At 66.5% G+C, this 16562-nt stretch carries 19 protein-coding genes; 11 read left to right on the plus strand and 8 right to left on the minus strand.

Annotation, left to right across the window (positions count from 1 at the left end; all coding sequences use genetic code 11):
• The first annotated feature begins 164 nt into the window (after window positions 1-164).
• On the plus strand, window positions 165-1163 hold the full coding sequence (locus QFZ23_RS19355) for a DUF695 domain-containing protein (RefSeq protein ID WP_306925422.1): 999 nt from the start codon (window positions 165-167) through the stop codon (window positions 1161-1163).
• Window positions 1164-1585: 422 nt separating this feature from the next.
• On the opposite strand, the gene trxB is transcribed toward QFZ23_RS19355, so the two are convergent.
• The gene (gene trxB, locus QFZ23_RS19360; RefSeq protein WP_373427902.1) at window positions 1586-2620 is read right to left on the minus strand and encodes a thioredoxin-disulfide reductase; all 1035 of its coding nucleotides are present in this window, start codon (window positions 2618-2620) and stop codon (window positions 1586-1588) included.
• Between the two features lie 34 nt (window positions 2621-2654).
• Window positions 2655-3089, minus strand: coding sequence for an arsenate reductase ArsC (locus tag QFZ23_RS19365; RefSeq protein ID WP_306925424.1), 435 nt, complete (start codon window positions 3087-3089; stop codon window positions 2655-2657).
• 161 nt (window positions 3090-3250) lie between these two features.
• On the opposite strand from QFZ23_RS19365, the gene QFZ23_RS19370 reads away from it, so the two are divergent.
• The gene (locus tag QFZ23_RS19370) at window positions 3251-3958 is read left to right on the plus strand and encodes an SGNH/GDSL hydrolase family protein (protein ID WP_306925426.1); all 708 of its coding nucleotides are present in this window, start codon (window positions 3251-3253) and stop codon (window positions 3956-3958) included.
• 16 nt (window positions 3959-3974) lie between these two features.
• On the opposite strand, the gene QFZ23_RS19375 is transcribed toward QFZ23_RS19370, so the two are convergent.
• Window positions 3975-4982, minus strand: coding sequence for a LacI family DNA-binding transcriptional regulator (locus tag QFZ23_RS19375; protein WP_306925427.1), 1008 nt, complete (start codon window positions 4980-4982; stop codon window positions 3975-3977).
• A gap of 136 nt (window positions 4983-5118) precedes the next feature.
• Between QFZ23_RS19375 and QFZ23_RS19380 the strand changes: the two genes are divergently transcribed.
• Window positions 5119-6585, plus strand: coding sequence for a sugar porter family MFS transporter (locus tag QFZ23_RS19380; RefSeq protein ID WP_306925429.1), 1467 nt, complete (start codon window positions 5119-5121; stop codon window positions 6583-6585).
• Window positions 6586-6715: 130 nt separating this feature from the next.
• Here QFZ23_RS19380 and QFZ23_RS19385 read toward each other — a convergent pair whose 3' ends face one another.
• The 3 genes from QFZ23_RS19385 to QFZ23_RS19395 all read right to left on the minus strand — a co-directional run bounded on the left by QFZ23_RS19385 (window position 6716) and on the right by QFZ23_RS19395 (window position 7879).
• Window positions 6716-7108, minus strand: a complete 393-nt coding sequence (locus QFZ23_RS19385; protein WP_306925430.1) for a VOC family protein — start codon at window positions 7106-7108, stop codon at window positions 6716-6718.
• Window positions 7109-7139: 31 nt separating this feature from the next.
• Window positions 7140-7508 carry a VOC family protein gene (locus tag QFZ23_RS19390; protein ID WP_306925432.1) on the minus strand — a complete coding sequence of 123 codons (369 nt, stop codon included), beginning with the start codon at window positions 7506-7508 and terminating at the stop codon, window positions 7140-7142.
• 125 nt (window positions 7509-7633) lie between these two features.
• Complete coding sequence (locus tag QFZ23_RS19395; protein WP_306925433.1) at window positions 7634-7879, minus strand: hypothetical protein; 246 nt, start codon at window positions 7877-7879, stop codon at window positions 7634-7636.
• 428 nt (window positions 7880-8307) lie between these two features.
• Between QFZ23_RS19395 and QFZ23_RS19400 the strand changes: the two genes are divergently transcribed.
• The 3 genes from QFZ23_RS19400 (at window position 8308) to QFZ23_RS19410 (ending at window position 10548) form a co-directional block, all read left to right on the plus strand.
• Complete coding sequence (locus tag QFZ23_RS19400) at window positions 8308-8811, plus strand: hypothetical protein (protein WP_306925435.1); 504 nt, start codon at window positions 8308-8310, stop codon at window positions 8809-8811.
• 392 nt (window positions 8812-9203) lie between these two features.
• Window positions 9204-9524: a hypothetical protein gene (locus QFZ23_RS19405; protein ID WP_306925438.1), complete on the plus strand. Its 321-nt coding sequence runs from the start codon at window positions 9204-9206 to the stop codon at window positions 9522-9524.
• 643 nt (window positions 9525-10167) lie between these two features.
• Window positions 10168-10548, plus strand: a complete 381-nt coding sequence (locus tag QFZ23_RS19410) for a VOC family protein (RefSeq protein WP_306925439.1) — start codon at window positions 10168-10170, stop codon at window positions 10546-10548.
• 318 nt (window positions 10549-10866) lie between these two features.
• Here the strand turns inward: QFZ23_RS19410 and QFZ23_RS19415 are convergent, their stop codons facing one another.
• Window positions 10867-11439, minus strand: a complete 573-nt coding sequence (locus tag QFZ23_RS19415; RefSeq protein ID WP_306925441.1) for an ArsR/SmtB family transcription factor — start codon at window positions 11437-11439, stop codon at window positions 10867-10869.
• Between the two features lie 353 nt (window positions 11440-11792).
• Between QFZ23_RS19415 and QFZ23_RS19420 the strand changes: the two genes are divergently transcribed.
• Both QFZ23_RS19420 and QFZ23_RS19425 read left to right on the plus strand, forming a co-directional pair.
• Window positions 11793-12506 (plus strand): GAF and ANTAR domain-containing protein, encoded by a 714-nt coding sequence (locus tag QFZ23_RS19420; RefSeq protein ID WP_306925443.1) that lies wholly within the window; start codon window positions 11793-11795, stop codon window positions 12504-12506.
• Between the two features lie 223 nt (window positions 12507-12729).
• Window positions 12730-12885: a hypothetical protein gene (locus tag QFZ23_RS19425; RefSeq protein WP_306925444.1), complete on the plus strand. Its 156-nt coding sequence runs from the start codon at window positions 12730-12732 to the stop codon at window positions 12883-12885.
• A gap of 5 nt (window positions 12886-12890) precedes the next feature.
• Here the strand turns inward: QFZ23_RS19425 and QFZ23_RS19430 are convergent, their stop codons facing one another.
• Window positions 12891-14354, minus strand: a complete 1464-nt coding sequence (locus tag QFZ23_RS19430; RefSeq protein ID WP_306925445.1) for a protein adenylyltransferase SelO — start codon at window positions 14352-14354, stop codon at window positions 12891-12893.
• 295 nt (window positions 14355-14649) lie between these two features.
• Between QFZ23_RS19430 and QFZ23_RS19435 the strand changes: the two genes are divergently transcribed.
• From QFZ23_RS19435 to QFZ23_RS19445, 3 genes are read left to right on the plus strand one after another with little or no spacing between them, the layout of a single operon-like run.
• A complete protein-coding gene (locus QFZ23_RS19435; RefSeq protein ID WP_306925447.1) occupies window positions 14650-15492 on the plus strand; it encodes a hypothetical protein in 843 nt (280 codons plus the stop codon).
• Window positions 15489-15920 (plus strand): phage holin family protein, encoded by a 432-nt coding sequence (locus QFZ23_RS19440; protein ID WP_306921545.1) that lies wholly within the window; start codon window positions 15489-15491, stop codon window positions 15918-15920. The genes QFZ23_RS19435 and QFZ23_RS19440 overlap by 4 nt, the downstream gene beginning before the upstream one ends.
• Window positions 15917-16558: a DUF3618 domain-containing protein gene (locus QFZ23_RS19445; protein WP_306925449.1), complete on the plus strand. Its 642-nt coding sequence runs from the start codon at window positions 15917-15919 to the stop codon at window positions 16556-16558. The genes QFZ23_RS19440 and QFZ23_RS19445 overlap by 4 nt, the downstream gene beginning before the upstream one ends.
• The last annotated feature ends 4 nt before the right edge of the window (window positions 16559-16562 follow it).

Here is a 16562-nt window from a genome sequence, read left to right on the forward strand (position 1 = left end):
CTGCCAGCCAGTTGGCCGTCCCGGGGCTCGTGCGGACTCTTGCGCGAAAGCTGTGGCTACAGTGCCTTCTTCTTGAGGCTGGGGCTGCATCATCCTTCAACAGGATGGCACGAACACCAGCACGACGAGGAGGTCCGATGGAGTTGGTGCGGCGAAGCAGCGCGATGGAAACGGAAGCCGTGGGTGCCTTTTGGCGGTGGTGGTCAGCCGCGGGAGCCGGCCTTATCACGGCAGCCGTCATGACCGGCGTCTACGCCGACCTCCCGGAAATCATCGGTGCCATGGTGATGGCGATTCACCCCGAGCTGCGCTGGGAGACCGGCCCGGGCGCCCGTTCCCGGCACCGGCTCTGCGTCTCCGGCGGCGGGGACCCCCGGCTGCGGTCCCTGGCCGAACGATGGCGGCGGGCAGCTCCCCCGCCCACTGAAAGCTGGGAATTCGCCGCCGCAAGGGAGCATCAACCCGGCATGCTGACTGGCACCCTCGAAGGTCTGGATCAACCGGTGAATCTGGGGCTGGCACGGGTTGCGGTGGACTGGGACGAACGTCGTGCCCTGGCTGAACTGACGGTTTTCCACCCGGCTTTCACGAGCATGAGCACCAACGACTGCCGCCAGGCCAGCCGCCTGCTGGTGGACTGGCTCCTCGGCGAAGACGATGTCCAGCGGTGGGTTGGCGGCATCAACGTGACCCCGGCCGATCCCCGCGATAGCCAGCCCGCCGCCATCGTCCCCGAATTCTTCCAGGCCGTGGCAACCCGGAACCCGGACCCCCGATGGACAATGCGCGAGGCCAAAACTTCCTCGGGGCACAGGGTGATTGTCTGCGCCCTGCGGCCATTGCGATGGGTGGATCACCCGCTGATGGACCTGCACACTGCTGTCCGGATCAGTTACCGGCGGACCGGCGATGACGGACTGCCGGACGGGGAGGCGCTGATCCGGCTCCTTCATCTCGAACAGGACCTGGACTCGTTAGTCGGGCCCCGCGGCAGGCTGGTGGCCTCAGCAACCTCAAACGGGCTTCGCGTCCTGCATTGGTACAGCGACTCTGAGGACCAGAACGGACGTGACAGCTTCGACCGCTATGCCCGCTCCCGCCAGAACGTCCAGGTCACCCACACCTATGATCCCGGATGGGGCTGCGTGCAGAAATTCATCTAGCGCATCAGTGAATCGGGCCAGTAGAGGCAGCCGGATCCGATGGGCTAGGGGGAGTGCTTGCGGGTCCGGCTGCCACGCCCCGGCCTTTGGATAGGCGGTCCGCCGTCGGGACCGGGACACCTAGATTCTGGGCGCGCGGACTTGGAGAAAACCTGAGCCCCGCCACCGGGCAGTTGCCTCAGTCCACCCGTTTTGGGGATATGCAGTTTCAGGGGCAAGGCAAGCGCCAACTCCTTTCTTTTGAATCGAGTCAGGACGATAATTAAGTCGACCACCGGGGCTGGGCCGGCGGCGGTGCCGCCTGCCTGAGACCAGGGCGGCCCCCCCAGCCGCCGCCGTCCCTTAATTTCAGCCACCGTCGCTCCTTCTTTCGCCGCCCCACATCCGCACGCCCGCTCCGCCCGCCTCACCTGTTCAGCGGCTCAAGCGTGGGTGGGCTCCTCGACCAGTGCCGTGGCGATGCTGTCCGCGTCCTCCAACGCGGCCAGGTAGCGCTCGGCGTCGAGGGCCGCCGCGCACCCGGTGCCGGCGGCGGTGATGGCCTGGCGGTAGCGGTGGTCCACGGCGTCGCCACACGCGAACACGCCACTCAGGTTGGTGCAGGTGGTGGGCGAGTCGACCTTGATATAGCCCTCGCCGTCGAGCTCCACCTGCCCGGCCACCAGCTCGGTGCGCGGCACGTGCCCAATCGCCACGAAGAGCCCGGCGGCGGACTGCTTCCGGGTTTCACCGGTGCGGGTGTCGGTCAGGGTGACGCCGCTGACCTTGCCGTTGCCGTGGATCGCCGTGACGGCCGAGTTCCACGCGAACGTGATCTTTGGGTTGTCCTTGGCCCGCTGCGCCATAATGCGGGAGGCGCGCAGCTCGCCCTTGCGGACGACGACGGTCACGGACTTCCCGAAGCGGGTCAGGAAGGTGGCCTCCTCCATGGCAGAATCCCCGCCGCCCACCACGACGATGTCCTGGTCGCGGAAGAAGAACCCGTCACAGGTGGCGCACCAGGAGACGCCATGGCCGCTGAATTTCTTCTCCTCCGCCAGCCCCAGTTCCTTGTACGCCGAGCCGGTGGCCAGGATGACCGCCGGAGCCTCATAGGTCTCACCGCCGCCGGTGACCACACGCTTAAGATGGCCCTTGAGCTGAACCTGGGTGGCGTCGTCGAACACCACCTGCGCGCCGAACTTCTCCGCCTGCTGCTGCAGGCCGTCCATCAGCTCCGGGCCCTGGACGCCCTCCGGGAAGCCGGGGAAGTTCTCCACCTCGGTGGTGTTCATCAGCGCACCGCCCGCGGTGACCGAGCCGGCCAGGACCAGCGGTTTCAGGCCGGCCCGGGCGGCGTAGATCGCCGCGGTATAGCCGGCGGGTCCGGAACCGACAATGATCAGTTGCTCCCTGGTGACCTTTTCGGCGCTGGCCTTCTCGGTGCTGGCGTCCTCGGGCTTGGCGTTCTTGCTCACTGCTGGCTCCTTCTCTTCGGGCTTGTTCACAGTCTTACTGGGCATCGGCGTGCCGGGCGGGCAGCAGTTCGGTGACCAGTGCCTCGACGCGCGTCCGGATTTCGTCGCGGATCGGGCGGACCGAGTCAATCCCTTTTCCGGCGGGGTCGGCCAGTTCCCAGTCTTCGTAGCGTTTGCCGGGGAATACCGGACACTCGTCGCCGCAGCCCATGGTGATCACGACGTCGGCCTCCTGGACTGCCCCGGTGGTAAGCGCTTTGGGGACCTCGGCGGAAATATCAATCCCGACGTCGGCCATCGCCTGGACGACGGAGGGGCTCACCTCGTGCGACGGCTGGGTACCGGCGGAACGGACCTCGATCGCTCCCCGGGACAGGCTGGCGAGGAACCCTGCAGCCATCTGGGACCGGCCCGCATTGTGCACACAGACGAACAGGACGGTGGGCTTCTTGGCTGGATCGGCGGTCATGGCGGTCTCCTGGGGTTGGCGGTCGGAGGGTGGAATTGCGGAAAAGCGCTTGGCTGACCACAGCACCGCTTACACAAGTGCAACAAGAGCAGGCAGTTCAATCAAGGACCAGTTCAAGGGCGGGTGCTCGCCACCGGCCGCTTTTCGTGCAACTATGCGGGATGACCACCAGCAGCGGTGGCGCCGGCAGCGACCCCGACCAATCGACCTCGCGCGCCGCCCCAGCGGGAGCAGAGCCCGGCCATGTTGTCCTGCTCGGCGACTCGATCTTCGACAACCAGGCCTATGTCAACGGCGGGCCCGACGTCACCGAGCAGTTACGTGGTGAGCTCCCACGCGGCTGGAAGGCAACACTGCTGGCAGTGGACGGCGACGTAATCACCGGGGTCCACCACCAGCTGCTTGCCCTTCCCGACGACGCGACCCACCTCGTGGTCAGCGCCGGGGGCAACGATGCGCTCGGCTACGCCCACCTGCTCGAAGCGCCAGCCCGCTCGGTGGCGCAGGCCCTGGACCTGTTCGCGGCTGCCCAGGAGCGGTTCGCGGCCGACTATGAGCTGATGGCCAAAGCGATTTCAGCCAAGGGCCTGCCCGCAGCCCTGTCCACCATCTACGACACGCCGTCATCCGGGCCGGCTTACCGAATGATCCGGACCGCCCTCACAGTCTTCAACGATTCCATCACCAGGGCCGCGTTCTCCCGGAGCATCAGCCTGCTGGACCTCCGGCTCATCTGCAACCACGACGGCGACTACGCGAACGCGATTGAACCGTCGGCGCAAGGCGGTGCCAAAATTGCCCTCGCCATCAGCGCATGGGTCGATCCTGCCCGCAAAGTGCCCCGGTCAACCGTCATCGGCGGCGTCTGACAACATCCAGCCCCTGCTACCGGAGCGGGGCCGTGGAGTGGCGGACCACCAGTTGGGGCGTGATGCACCTGTCGGCGATGGGGGCGCCGGGATCGTTGAGCCGCTCCAGCGCGACACCTCCGGCGATTTTCCCGAGCTCCACCGCATGCAGGTCCACGGAGGTCAGGTCGATGCCGTGCAGCCGGGCGGTCCGAGAATCGTCGTAGCCCACGAGCGACAGGTCGCCGGGAATCGTCAGGCCCATCGCGTAGGCGGCTTCGCGGACACCCAGCGCGAACTGGTCGTTGTGCGTAAACACGGCTGTCGGCCGGTCCGGTCCGCCAAGCAGCTCCGCCGCCACACGCTCCGCGGCCTCCTGCGTGAAGTCGTTGGCCGCCACGGTCTGCGGGGTCAGGCCGGCGGCCCGCATCATCTGTTCGTAGGTTTCCCGGCGCACGGTGTGTCCGTCAATAAACGGACCGGCCAGATGGGCGATCCGGGTGTGCCCGAGTCCGAGAAGATGCTCGACGGCGGCCCGCGCGCCCGCACGGTCGTCCGGGTACACGCTGTCCACGCCCTCCACCCGGCGCGTGACGCTGACCACCGGGACCATATGCGCCAGCTCCCGCACCCGCTCGTCAGGGTCCAGCAGCGCCGCGGCAATGATGATCCCCACCCGCGCCTCGATGAGCGAGTCAACGGCGCCTTGGTCCTCGCTGCCGATCGAGCGGGAGACGCTGAGGATGAGCCGGTTGCGCGACTGCGGGAGCGCCAGCCGCACGCCGTTGAGGACATCCGAGAAGACCTCGTTCCGGAGGTCCAGGAGGTAAAGCCCGATGGCGGTGCGCTGCTTGCTTGCCAGGGCGGCAGCTGCCGCATTGTGCCGGTATCCCAGGCGCTTGGCGGCGTCGAAGATCGCCTGCTTGGTCTCGGGGCTGACACCCGCGGCGCCGCGGAAGGCGAAGGACACCAGCGTGCGGGAAACCCCGACCTCGCGCGCAACATCAGCCTGGGTGGCTGGCCGCTGCTGCCGCTGAAGAGTCATAGAGCCATCCTCCCACGGCGGGAAACACCGGAAGTTAAAGCATTTGTAAGTTTGACCTTACATTTAAGCCTTTCGCGCGTTAGTCTAGGTGTGACAGCGGGCACACGTCCCGCAAACTTGAGACAAGGGAGTCCTTATGTCTGCTACCCAAGCCCAGCGCGACGGCGCGCATACGCCCTCGCTGCCGCCGCTCACGAACGGCCCGCACCGCAAGCGCCTCGGCAGGGTCGCTATGGTCGCAACCTTCGGCGGTCTGCTGTTCGGCTACGACACGGGTGTCATCAACGGCGCACTCCGGCCGATGACCGCCGATCTTGGCCTCACCCCGATCACCGAGGGCATCGTGACCAGTTCGCTGCTGTTCGGCGCCGCGGCCGGCGCCGTGGGCGGCGGCCGGCTCTCCGACACCTGGGGCCGCCGGAAGACGATCATCCTGCTGGCCGTCCTGTTCCTCGTCGGCGCCCTGTCCTGCGTGTTCGCACCGAACTTCGAGGTGATGGTCATCGGCCGCGTCATCCTCGGACTCGCCGTGGGTGGCGCCTCCTCGGTGGTCCCCGTGTACCTCGCCGAGCTGGCCCCCTACGAGATCCGCGGCTCGCTCGCCGGCCGCAACGAACTCATGATTGTCATCGGCCAGCTCGCTGCGTTCGTGGTCAACGCCATCATCGGCAACGTCTGGGGCGAGTTCGGCGGCGTCTGGCGCATCATGCTCGCTGTGGCCGCCGTACCTGCAGTCGCCCTGTTCGTGGGCATGCTCCGGATGCCGGAATCCCCGCGCTGGCTGATCTCCCGGGGCCGCAGCCAAGACGCGCTGGCCGTGCTCAAGACCATCCGTTCTTCCGACCGCGCTGAAGCTGAGATGGCCGACGTCAAGCACCTGGCCGACGAGGAAAAGGAAATGAACCTCTCCGGCTGGGGCGCCCTGAAAAACAAGTGGATCCTGCGCATCCTGCTCGTCGGCATCGGGCTGGGCGTGGCGCAGCAGCTGACCGGCATCAACTCGATCATGTACTACGGCCAGTCCGTGCTGGTTGAGGCCGGCTTCAGCTCCAGCGGCGCCCTCATCGCCAACATCGCCCCGGGCGTCATCGCCGTCGTGGGTGGCATCATTGCGCTGACCATGATGCAGCGGGTCAACCGCCGCACCACCCTGCTCCTCGGCTTCACGCTGACCACCATCTGCCACTTCCTGATCGGCATCGCCTCCATCGCACTGCCCGTCGGCAACCCGGCGCGGCCCTTCGTGATCCTCTTCCTGGTGGTTGCCTTCGTCGGCTCCATGCAGACCTTCCTCAACATCGCCGTATGGGTGATGCTCTCAGAGATCTTCCCCCTGCACATCCGCGGCTTCGCGATCGGCGTCTCCATCTTCTGCCTGTGGATCGCCAACGCCTTCCTGGGCCTGTTCTTCCCCACCCTGGTGGCATCAGTCGGCATCACCGGAACGTTCTTCATGTTCGGCGTGGTGGGCATCCTGGCCTTGATCTTCATCTACACCCAGGTCCCTGAAACCCGCGGCCGCACCCTCGAAGCGCTCGAGGAGGACGTCACCACCGGCGCCATCTACCTGGTCCACAAGACCCCTGCCACGGCAGCCCACTAACAGCTCCCTCGCTGCCTCGCCCGGCGCTATAGCCGGACAGGCGCTTGAGCCGAACAGGCCCCTTAGCTGCACAGCCCCGCGCGCTGGATTCAACCGAATTTGGCGGGCGGGGCTACTGCATTTTCGGCGACTACTGGTCGGCGGGCTGGAACAGCTCGACGACGTTGCCGGCCGGATCCTCCAGCAGGATCTGCTGGCCACCCGGCCCCTTAACAATGTCGTTCCGGAACGGAACCCCCGCGGCCCGCAGACGGTCCACCTCGGCGACGATATCGCTCACGATGAGATGGATCCGGTTCCATCCGCCCGGGGCCGGGACCGCGCCGTCGGGCATTGGCCGGCCCGCCGAACTGGTGGGCCCGCTCAGCAGCAGACGCAACTGACCGCGCACGACGTCGGCAAACGCCGGTGCCGCGTTCATTCTTACGGTGAAGCCGAGGTGCTTCGTGTAGAAGCCGACGGCGGCTTCTACGTCGTCCACCATGTACCGGACGCTGACCAGATCCTCAGGGCTATTGGGCATTTTTGGCTCCTCTCTGGTTGGAGGCGATGGATCAGACGTGCTGATCCACGATGACCGGGTTGCCGTCGGGGTCGACCACGATAAAGCTGCCCGGCCCCGTACCGTCCCCGGCTTCAGCAACGAAGGGAATGCCCTGGTCCTTCAGTTGGCGTTGGAGATCGCGCACATCGGTGAATGAGTCGAGCTGCTGCGCGTCCTGGTTCCAGCCCGGGTTGAAGGTCAGGGAGTTCTTCTCAAACATGCCCTGGAAGAGCCCGATCACCGTCTGCCCGTTCCGCAGGATCAGCCAGTTCTGGTCGATGTCGCCCCCGGACCTGGTGAATCCCAGCTTCTCGTAGAACGCTGCCGAGGCCGCGATGTCCTTGACGGCGAGGCTGAGTGAGAAAGCGCCGAGTTGCATGTGCTGCTCCAGTCTCCGGAACTCTGCGGGCCATGAATGTTTTCGATAGTACTCGCGGGTCGTCGGATCGGTCCCAGACAGCACTCTTCCAGACCCTCTGGCCGTGAGCTAGAACGCGGGCAGCGCTAAAACGCGTCCGTGTGCTCCAGCTCCGGCAAGACAACCAGCGGATCTCCGGCAAAATGCAGCCTGCGGGAAGACTGCCCATCGACCCAGGCGAATACGACGGAGCCGCCAATGGGCACGCTGCCGGCAACGCCGGCTCGGGCGGGGCGGCCCGGTTTCCGGATCTCGGTCTCCGCCCGCGGGGTCAGCGTCCCCCACAGCCCCGGAAGGTCGGCGTCGTGCCCATTGCCAGCGTTCGTGTCCATGTACCAATAGAACCAGCTCGGGGTGAACAGCCTGTGAACGTGGCCTGTGCAACACGCCCGGTCAGTTCACGCGCAGCTTGGGGAGGCTGTTGCCGGGTCCGGGTGCGCGAGCGGGAGTGCGTCCGGACCCGGCAGGTTCTGAAGGTTCGGGGGCGCGGTTTCCGTTCCCTTCAGAACGCTGTCAGTATTGTGCGCTGACATGGGGAAATAGCTGGGACACCTTGGGGCAATCCGCGCGCGACCCCCCGATTCGCCGTGCCGGCCCAAGGAACTCCAAAGTTCTTCCAAGGACGAAGGCGGAAACTCTAAACAGGGCCGGCGGCGGTGGCCCTTGGTCCACCCTCCGGGACCTGGCTGCCTAACCCAGCCCGCCGCCGGCCCCACACGGTCTTGCCTGTCGCCCCACACGCCTGCTGTACGTTATGGCCATGGGGCATGAAGCAACGGACAGGCGCAGGACGCTGACTGACATAAGTTTGGCCGTCGCGGAATTCGCGCACGCGCACTGGTTTTTCGGCAATCTCTACGAGGCCGTGGTCAAAGTCCCCCACCGCGTTGCCGGGTCTGAGGAGAGCCCTGAGCTGCGGAGGTCTCCACTGGGGCCCGGAAGTCCCGGCCGCTACTACGCGCCGTTGGCTCCCGCTACCTTCCCGGCCGTCGCACTCGCACTGGCCGCAGGATGGAACCGCCCGGGCAGCCGGCCGTGGCTGGTGACTGCAGCGGTCGCTTCAGCGGCCGGCGGGGCCGGCACGGCCTATCTCCTCCGGTCCGTCAACCCCGCCCTCTTCTTCGGTCCCCATCCGCTCAGCGACATGCGCCGTAGATCCCTGCTGGCCAAGTGGTACCGCGTCAACGCGGTCCGCCTTGCGGCCAGCGCAGTCGCCCTGGCAGCGATCGACCGCGCACGGATGGTGCCACCTTCACGGCCCTAAGATGACAGCTCTTGACGGATCCGTCACGGGGGCCTTCCACTTCCTCCCGGGTCCTGACGTCTCCTATATACATCAGTCCCTACTGCACGGTAGGTTCATTACAGGACCCGCCGTTTTTCTGCACGGGGCCCCTCCCGGCGTTGTGCACCGCCTGGAGGTAATGCCGCTGCAGCCTCACGGCGGCCACCCTGCACCCCGAGGAAAGAGCCTGACATGGCCACCTCGCATTTCCAGCAATTCCTTCACGACGCCACCTCCCCCGCTCCCGACACCGCCGGCTGACCATGTCGCACAGATCACCCGGCTTCCGGCCCGATGGCGCCGGACGGGCCCGTGTTTTGCCCGTGACGTGCGCGCGTTGCGGCACCGACCGCCACCTGACCATCAGATCGGTGACAGACATCCGGAACTGCCCGGCCGACGTCGTCATGGTCGCCTACACGTGCGGCCGGTGCCGGCTCTTTAGCGAACATCCGGCCCAGGTCGCCAACTTGTCCGCGGTCCTCGGCCGCAGGGAACAACCAGGGGAGGTGCTTATCTTCGGCGGTCACTACATGCACTGCGGACAACCGATGCGGAAGGCCGGATCCGAGCTCCGCCGGCTGTCCGCACCGGTGTCCACCGAAGGCACAGCCGAGGACACCCTGGACGTCTACCTGTCCACCCGCGTCCTCAGATGTACGTGCGGATTCCAGATGGAACTGCCCGAGTGAGCGGGATCGTACATTTGAAGGACAAACCTACGCCCGGGTAACTTTGGGTGGGGCCCCACCCTATTCCCCCATGCGGGTGGTCGCCCACGGAAAACCCCGCACCGCCTTCACAAATGGTGCGGGGCTTTTTCGTGCTCAAACCATACACTTCTTGAGGTTTCCGCCCTGCACTGTGCACACCTACTACAGGCCGGGGGCACGTTGGGGTCACGGGGGCTTTGCCTGGTCGTCGAGGACGACCGGGATATTCGCGATTTGGTCACGCTGATCCTGACACGGATCGGATTTGACGTTCAGGCTGTGGGCAACGGCGTTGAGGGGCGGCCGCAGCGTGGGAACGCCTGAGCGGACCTACCCCGGACGCCCCGCCGCCGCACGGCCACAGCAGCGGCCGGCCCGCCGACGTCGTTCTTTCCTGTCCCTCCGTCCTATATCCGCGGGTGGCACTTCGGTTCCATAATGTCCCCATAAACTTCGGGGACCCTCGCGCCCGGCGACGCTGGCGAGGCGCCACAGAGTCCCAGGTGGCCGCCCCGGCTGTCGGCGAAACGGGCGGCGACGCGGCCCGGGCACGGACGGCCAGTCCGATCCCGGCACCGAACAGCGGGACCATCGCCATAAGTGCAACAAGGAGAGAACTGTCATGCTCAAAGATATGGAAGTCGCCGCTGTCCTTCCGGCGAAGGATGTGGGCAGGGCGAAGGACTTTTACCGGGACAAGCTGGGGCTTGAGCCCATCGACCCGGCGAGCAACGACGACGTCATGTACCGCTGCGGCAACGGGACCAGGTTCCTGCTGTACAAAACCGACAACGCGGGCACTGCAAAAAACACCCAAATGGGCTGGGTAACGGACGACGTCGAGCGGGACGTCCAGGAGCTGCGGAGCCGCGGCGTTGTCTTCGAGGAGTACGATTTTCCGGGTTTGAAGACAGAGAACGGCATTGCCACCTCGGACGCAGGAAAAGCCGCATGGTTCTTGGACAGCGAGGGCAACATCCTGAGCCTCTTCGAGCTTCCATAGCTCAGGAGCGGGCTCAAAACCGCCCGGAAAGGGGTCGGAACTACGCTGTTCCGGCCCCCTTCCGCCTATTCCGCGGCCCCCGGACAGGGGTTGTTCCACCTGCCCCGCGACGCTCCGGCCCCTCTGCGCGAAACAGAGCAGAGGGCCCCCAATGGAGAGGATTGAAGAAACTATAAGTTCATCAATTCCTCAATCACGAGTCTCACTCAGTGCCGTCTGCCCGTCAAGGGCCCTAACCCTTAGTGTGCAAAACGAAACTTTTCGGAACTTCGGGAGCCTGCAGTCAAACCAGGCAGACGGCCCCTTGGGGGGCGGTTGTCACTCGGCCCCGGGCACCACCGTCTCGCGGGAAACTTCAGCGAGGGTGAGGCTGCGCGCTCGCGCCTCGGTCAGGAGTCCTGCCAGGGCCTCCTCAGAGCTGCGGCCGGTCCGGGCGCTGACGGCACGCACTGCATTAGTGATCAGGGCACGCCTCCCCAGGGATTCTTCCAGAACTGCTGCCGACTCGTCGGTGAGGACGCCCGCTTGGGCGGGACCGGACCCCACGCCCCATGCACCGAGACCCGCTAGGCCGCCCGCATCAGCCGCAGCCCGGGCATTCAGCACCGATTCGGCAGCGGCGAGCAGCTCCGCAATCTGGGGAAAGGACAGCCGGTACTGCAGCCGTCCCTCGGAGCGGCGCCCGGTCACGAGGTGCTGTCCACGCAGCTGTGCGAGTTGCCCCGCTAGGTGCGACGGCTTCAGTCCCGTGGCCGAACAGAGCTCCGCCACCGACGCCGGCCCCGCCGTGAGCACAGCCAAAACCCGGACACGGGCGGGATGCGCCAGAGCCTTGAACAACTCCGCCTCAGCGGCCGCGACCTGTTTCCCGGGTCCCACGGATTCGGCCACCACTGCTCCTATCTGCGGAAACACGTGTTCTTAAGCGATTATCCTCTCCCAGAACGATTACTAAAGCTCGCGTTTCCTATTCTCGGTGAATGCCTCCGCGCATCGATCCGCTGCATATATTCCGCTCCATATAGAAAGGCGCGCACCCCTCGCGGCGCGGGCCATCCCCTGAAATAATCGTCATAGCACCTTCGACGCCGCAGTCTGCCACCGGGAGGGCACTCCGCGGACCCAGGAAAGGAACGTACTGACGTGCCCGTCTCATCAGAATCCCCGGCCCGGCCCGGGACCCTGCCGCAGAGCCGGCCGGGTGCCCGCCCGCCATCCCCCCACCGAGTGTCAGCCAGGCCCTGATGCAGGCCAACCTGCCCCTCGCCGACGAGCTCGCGGCGCTCACCGCCCGGATCGCCGACCTCTTACTGACCCACGAAACCGTCGACGAAGCGGTTTCGGCGCTGGCGCAGGCCCTGAAGGAAGCCGTCCCGGGAGCGCTGGGGGCCGGCGTCAGCCTTATGGATACGCGCGGCCGGCGCACCAGCACGGCCTCCACGGATCCCGACATCCTGCAGGCTGACCAGCTCCAGTACGATCTCAGGCAGGGGCCGTGCCTGACAGCCTGGGCCCAGCAGGCAACCATTATTGTCGCGGACAGCCGCACCGACCACCGCTGGCCAGCGTGGAGCCGCGCCATCGCAGATTTGCCCGTGCGCTCGGTGATCAGCACGCCACTGTCCACTCCCGACGGCGCCATCGGTGCGCTGAAGGTCTACTCCCCGGTTCCCGGCGGCTTCGATTCCCGTGCCGTCCACCTGGTCGAACTGCTGGCGCGTCCCGCTGCCCTGATGCTTGCCAATGCCCAGGCCCGCGACACCGCACAGCGCCTCAGCGACGGGCTCATCGGCGCACTGGGCGCCCGCGATGCCATCGGAACCGCCACCGGGATGATCATGGAGCGGCTCCACGTCAACCGCGGCCAAGCCCTCTCCACCCTCATTAGCGCCGCCCGCCGTCGGGAGGTACCGCTGCACCAGCTCTCCCAGGCCATCATCGGCGGCGGCGACCTGTAACCCGCCGTCACAAAGCCGCCTCCGCACCGGCCGAAACGGCATGCACATGCGGGGGTGCCGCCGTCGGCCATTCCCTCACTCCGCATGTCCGGGACTGACACAATCCGGGTGGGACTACACCAATCACCTCCGCCGCGCAACTTTGGCGCGCGGAACAATTCCAAGGAAAATAGCGAGTCAGCACACAATGCACCGCCCCGCTCACTTCAGGAGACAGAGAACCATGACTAACAACATTGCCCCGGGCGCCGGGTTGAACGCCGCCCCGATTGCAGCCATGGCCGCCTTGGACGACCTGGACCTCACGCCGCAGGGACTGTCCGACGCACCGGCGAGCGAGCTGGATCCGGACACGCTCGTGCACCCCGGCGCCAGCTAACCCACTCAGGTTCCGCAGAAGGTCCTATAGGGGCCAAAGCTTTCCGGCGCAGCCTCTGCATAGCGTTCGACGCCGGGACGCTCGTTATACGGGTCCGTCACCGCTTCGAGCAACTGCCGGAGCGGATCAAGGTCGCCGTCGGTCGCGGCGTCGAGTGCTTCCTCAACAAGGTGGTTGCGGGGCACATACGCGGGGTTGACCCGGTCCATTTTCTCCGCGTCCGGGTTCAGGGCCCGCCAGGGTTCCGCCCAGGCAAGGAAGGCGTCCGCTTCCGGGAACAGGTCCCGTGCAGGCTCGCCCTTGCCACGGGCTGCCATGCCGAGCCGCCGGAAGAACGACGTGTAGTCAATGCGCCACTCCTGCATCAGCGCGAGCAGTTCGTCAATCATGGGAGACGCAACGTCGTCAGCGATGCTGGCGTCCAGTCCGAGCTTCGCCTTCATGCCGGCCAGCCAGGCGGCACTGTACTGCCGGCGGAACGCCCCCAGCGACTCCTGGGCCAGTGCGACCGCACGCTCCTCGTCGTCGTCGAACAGCGGAAGGAGCGCCTCCGCCAGGCGGGTCAGGTTCCACTCTGCTACCACCGGCTGGTTGGCGTAGGCGTAGCGGCCACTCTCGTCGATGGAGCTGTAGACGGTGGCGGGATCGAACGCGTCCATGAAGGCGCACGGACCATAGTCGATGGTCTCGCCCGAGATGGCCATGTTGTCCGTGTTCATGACGCCGTGGATGAAACCCACCAGCATCCACTGTGCCACCAGGGAAGCCTGGGCGGTTATGGCGGCCTCGAAGAGTCCGAGATACGGATTGTCCGCCTCCGCCGCACCGGGATAGTGGCGCGCGATGGCGTGGTCCGCGAGGCGGCGCAGCAACCCGGTGTCGCCGGCGACGCGGGCGTACTGGAAGCTGCCTACGCGCAGGTGGCTGCTTGCGACGCGGGTGAGTACGGCCCCCGGCAGCAGGGTTTCCCGCTGGATGGAACGGGCGGTGGCCACCACTGCGAGGGACCGCGTCGTGGGGATTCCCAGGGCGTGCATCGCTTCGCTGACGACATACTCGCGCAGCATCGGCCCCACGACGGCGAAGCCGTCGCCGCCGCGCGCGAAGGGCGTGCGGCCGGAGCCCTTCAGGTGGACGTCGCGGAGGCGGCCGGCGACGTCGGTAATCTCGCCCAGCAGGAGCGCACGACCGTCACCCAGCCTCGGCGCAAACCAGCCGAACTGGTGGCCGGAGTATGCCTGCGCAACGGGAGTGGCGCCGTCGGGCACCGCGTTGCCGATCAGCAGCGGAAGCCCTTCCGGGCTCCCGAGGAAGTCCGGGTCAAAGCCCAGCTCGGCGGCCAGCGGCTCGTTCAGGACCAGCAACTGCGGGTCAGGAACCTCCTCCGCCTTCCAGGGAATGGCCATCTCGGCAAGCTCCGTGGCGAAGCGGCTTTCAAAGGTGACGGTTGATGCGGCTGCAGCGCTCATCTTTCAAGCATACGTTCGACCCCTGTCCCCCAGCGCTTCCTCACCTTTCGCCGCCTCAAACCCAGCGCTTCCTCACCTTTCGCCGCCGGAACGGTGATGCTCCCGCAGCCGCGCGGTGAGGAAGCGTCTGGGTTTTTCCTGCAGGAGGTGAGGCAGGATCGGCGCCGCCGTCTGGTCTCCAGCAATTTTTCAGCTGATGTAGGAAGTCTACTTACTATTAGATGGTAACCATGCTTACTATTACGGAGTGCTGGTTCATCAGCAGCAGCTAACCCTCAAAGGAAAGAGAGCAATGATGACCGAGAACCCATACGGCACCGGACCGGGCACAACAGGGCTGGGCACCACCGACGCCGACATCGCCGGCGCAGGCACGGCCGGGTACACAGGAACCGTCGGCTACCAGGACGACGCTTCCTCGAAGAAGGACGTGGCGAAGGATGAGGCCGCGAATGTGGCTGGCCAGGCTGCCGGCGCCGCCCAGAACGTGGCGGAGACAGCGAAAACCGAGGCGAAGAACGTCGCCTACGAAGCAAAGAACAGCGCCCGGGATCTGCTGCATCAGGCGAAGTCGGACCTGACCAGCCAGGCCGGCACCCAGCAGACCAAGGCCGCCGAAGGCATCCGCACCATTTCCTCGCAGCTACGCACCATGGCCGACGCACCGGACCAGCAGGGCGTGGCCTCGGACCTGATCCGGCAGGCCGCCGACCGCTCCGAATCCGTCGCGTCCTGGCTGGACAACCGGGACCCGGGCTCACTGCTGAACGAAGTCAAGTCCTTCGCCCGCCAACGCCCCGGGACCTTCCTGCTCCTCGCGGCAGGCGCAGGACTCCTCGCCGGACGCCTCGGCCGCAGCCTGCAGGCCGGCGCCCCCGAAACCGGAACCACAGCCGGCTATGGACCCACGAGCGGCACTGTTCCCCAGTACCCCGTCCAGCCGCCGGTCACCGAAAGCAGCCTGACGGCTGCACCGGCCGCTCCCCTGTATGACGCACCGCAGGCAACTCCGACGACATACGCAGAAACCGTGTACGGCGAGCCCGCCCGCCCGGGCTTTGAGGCGCCGGGTTCGGCAGGCGTCCCGCTGCGCGATCCCGAGGACCCGTATACCGAAGGTGGAGGTCGTCCCCTGTGAGCAGCCAGATCCCCGATACCCCGCCGACGGCCGCGCACGCCAAGGCCGACACCACCTCCCTCGGTGACCTCCTGGGCGAGGTCACCCGGGACCTGTCCACCCTGATCCGGCAGGAAATCGAACTCGCCAAAGCCGAACTGAAACAGTCCGGCACCCGCGCCGGCAAAGGCGGCGGCATGCTCGCCGGCGCCGGCATCGCCGGGCACTTCGTGCTCCTGTTCCTCTCCATCGCCCTCTGGTACGCCCTGGGCGAGCTGACGGGACTGGGCTGGTCCGCCGTCATCGTCGCCGTGATCTGGGCCATCATCGCCGCGATCCTGGCCAGTGTGGGACGCAAGGAACTCAAAACCATCAAGGGCATGCCCCAGACCGTCGAAACCGTCCAGGAAATCCCGCCCACCCTCAAACCGAACGGAGACCACCGATGAGTGAGAACCCGGACGCCATCCGCGCCGACATCGAAGCCACCCGCGAACGCCTGGGCACCAACGTGGACGCCGTGGCCGACAAAGTCACCCCGTCCAACATCGTCCACCGCCAGACCAGCAAGGTCAAAGACGCCGTCTTCGGAGTAAAGGACAAAGTCATGGGCACCGCAGACCACGCCACCCACAGCACCTCCGGCAGCCTCCACCACGCCACCCACAGCACCACCGGCGGCCTCCACCAGGCCACCGACGCCGCCGGCAACGCCATCAGCACCGCCGGCGACGCGATCGCCGACGCACCCCACCAGGTCGCCGCCAAAACCCAGGGCAACCCCCTCGCCGCCGGGCTGATCGCGTTCGGCGCCGGGCTGCTCGCCTCCTCCCTGATCCCGCCAAGCCAGAAGGAACGCGAAGCCGCCGACGCCCTGAAAACCGCCGCCGAACCCATGACCAGCCAGCTCACCGAAGCAGCCAAGGACATGGCCCAGGGCTGGAAGGAACCCGCCCAGGACGCCATGGAAAACGTCAAGGCCACCGCCACCGACGCCGCCCAGCACGTCAAGGACGAAGGCCAAACCGCCGCCTCCGACGTCAAAGCAACCGCCACGGACGCCAAGGACCACGTCCAAAACACGTGAGCCG

The sequence above is a fragment of the Arthrobacter globiformis genome (assembly GCF_030818015.1).
GTDB classification, from domain to species: Bacteria; Actinomycetota; Actinomycetes; order Actinomycetales; family Micrococcaceae; genus Arthrobacter; species Arthrobacter globiformis_C.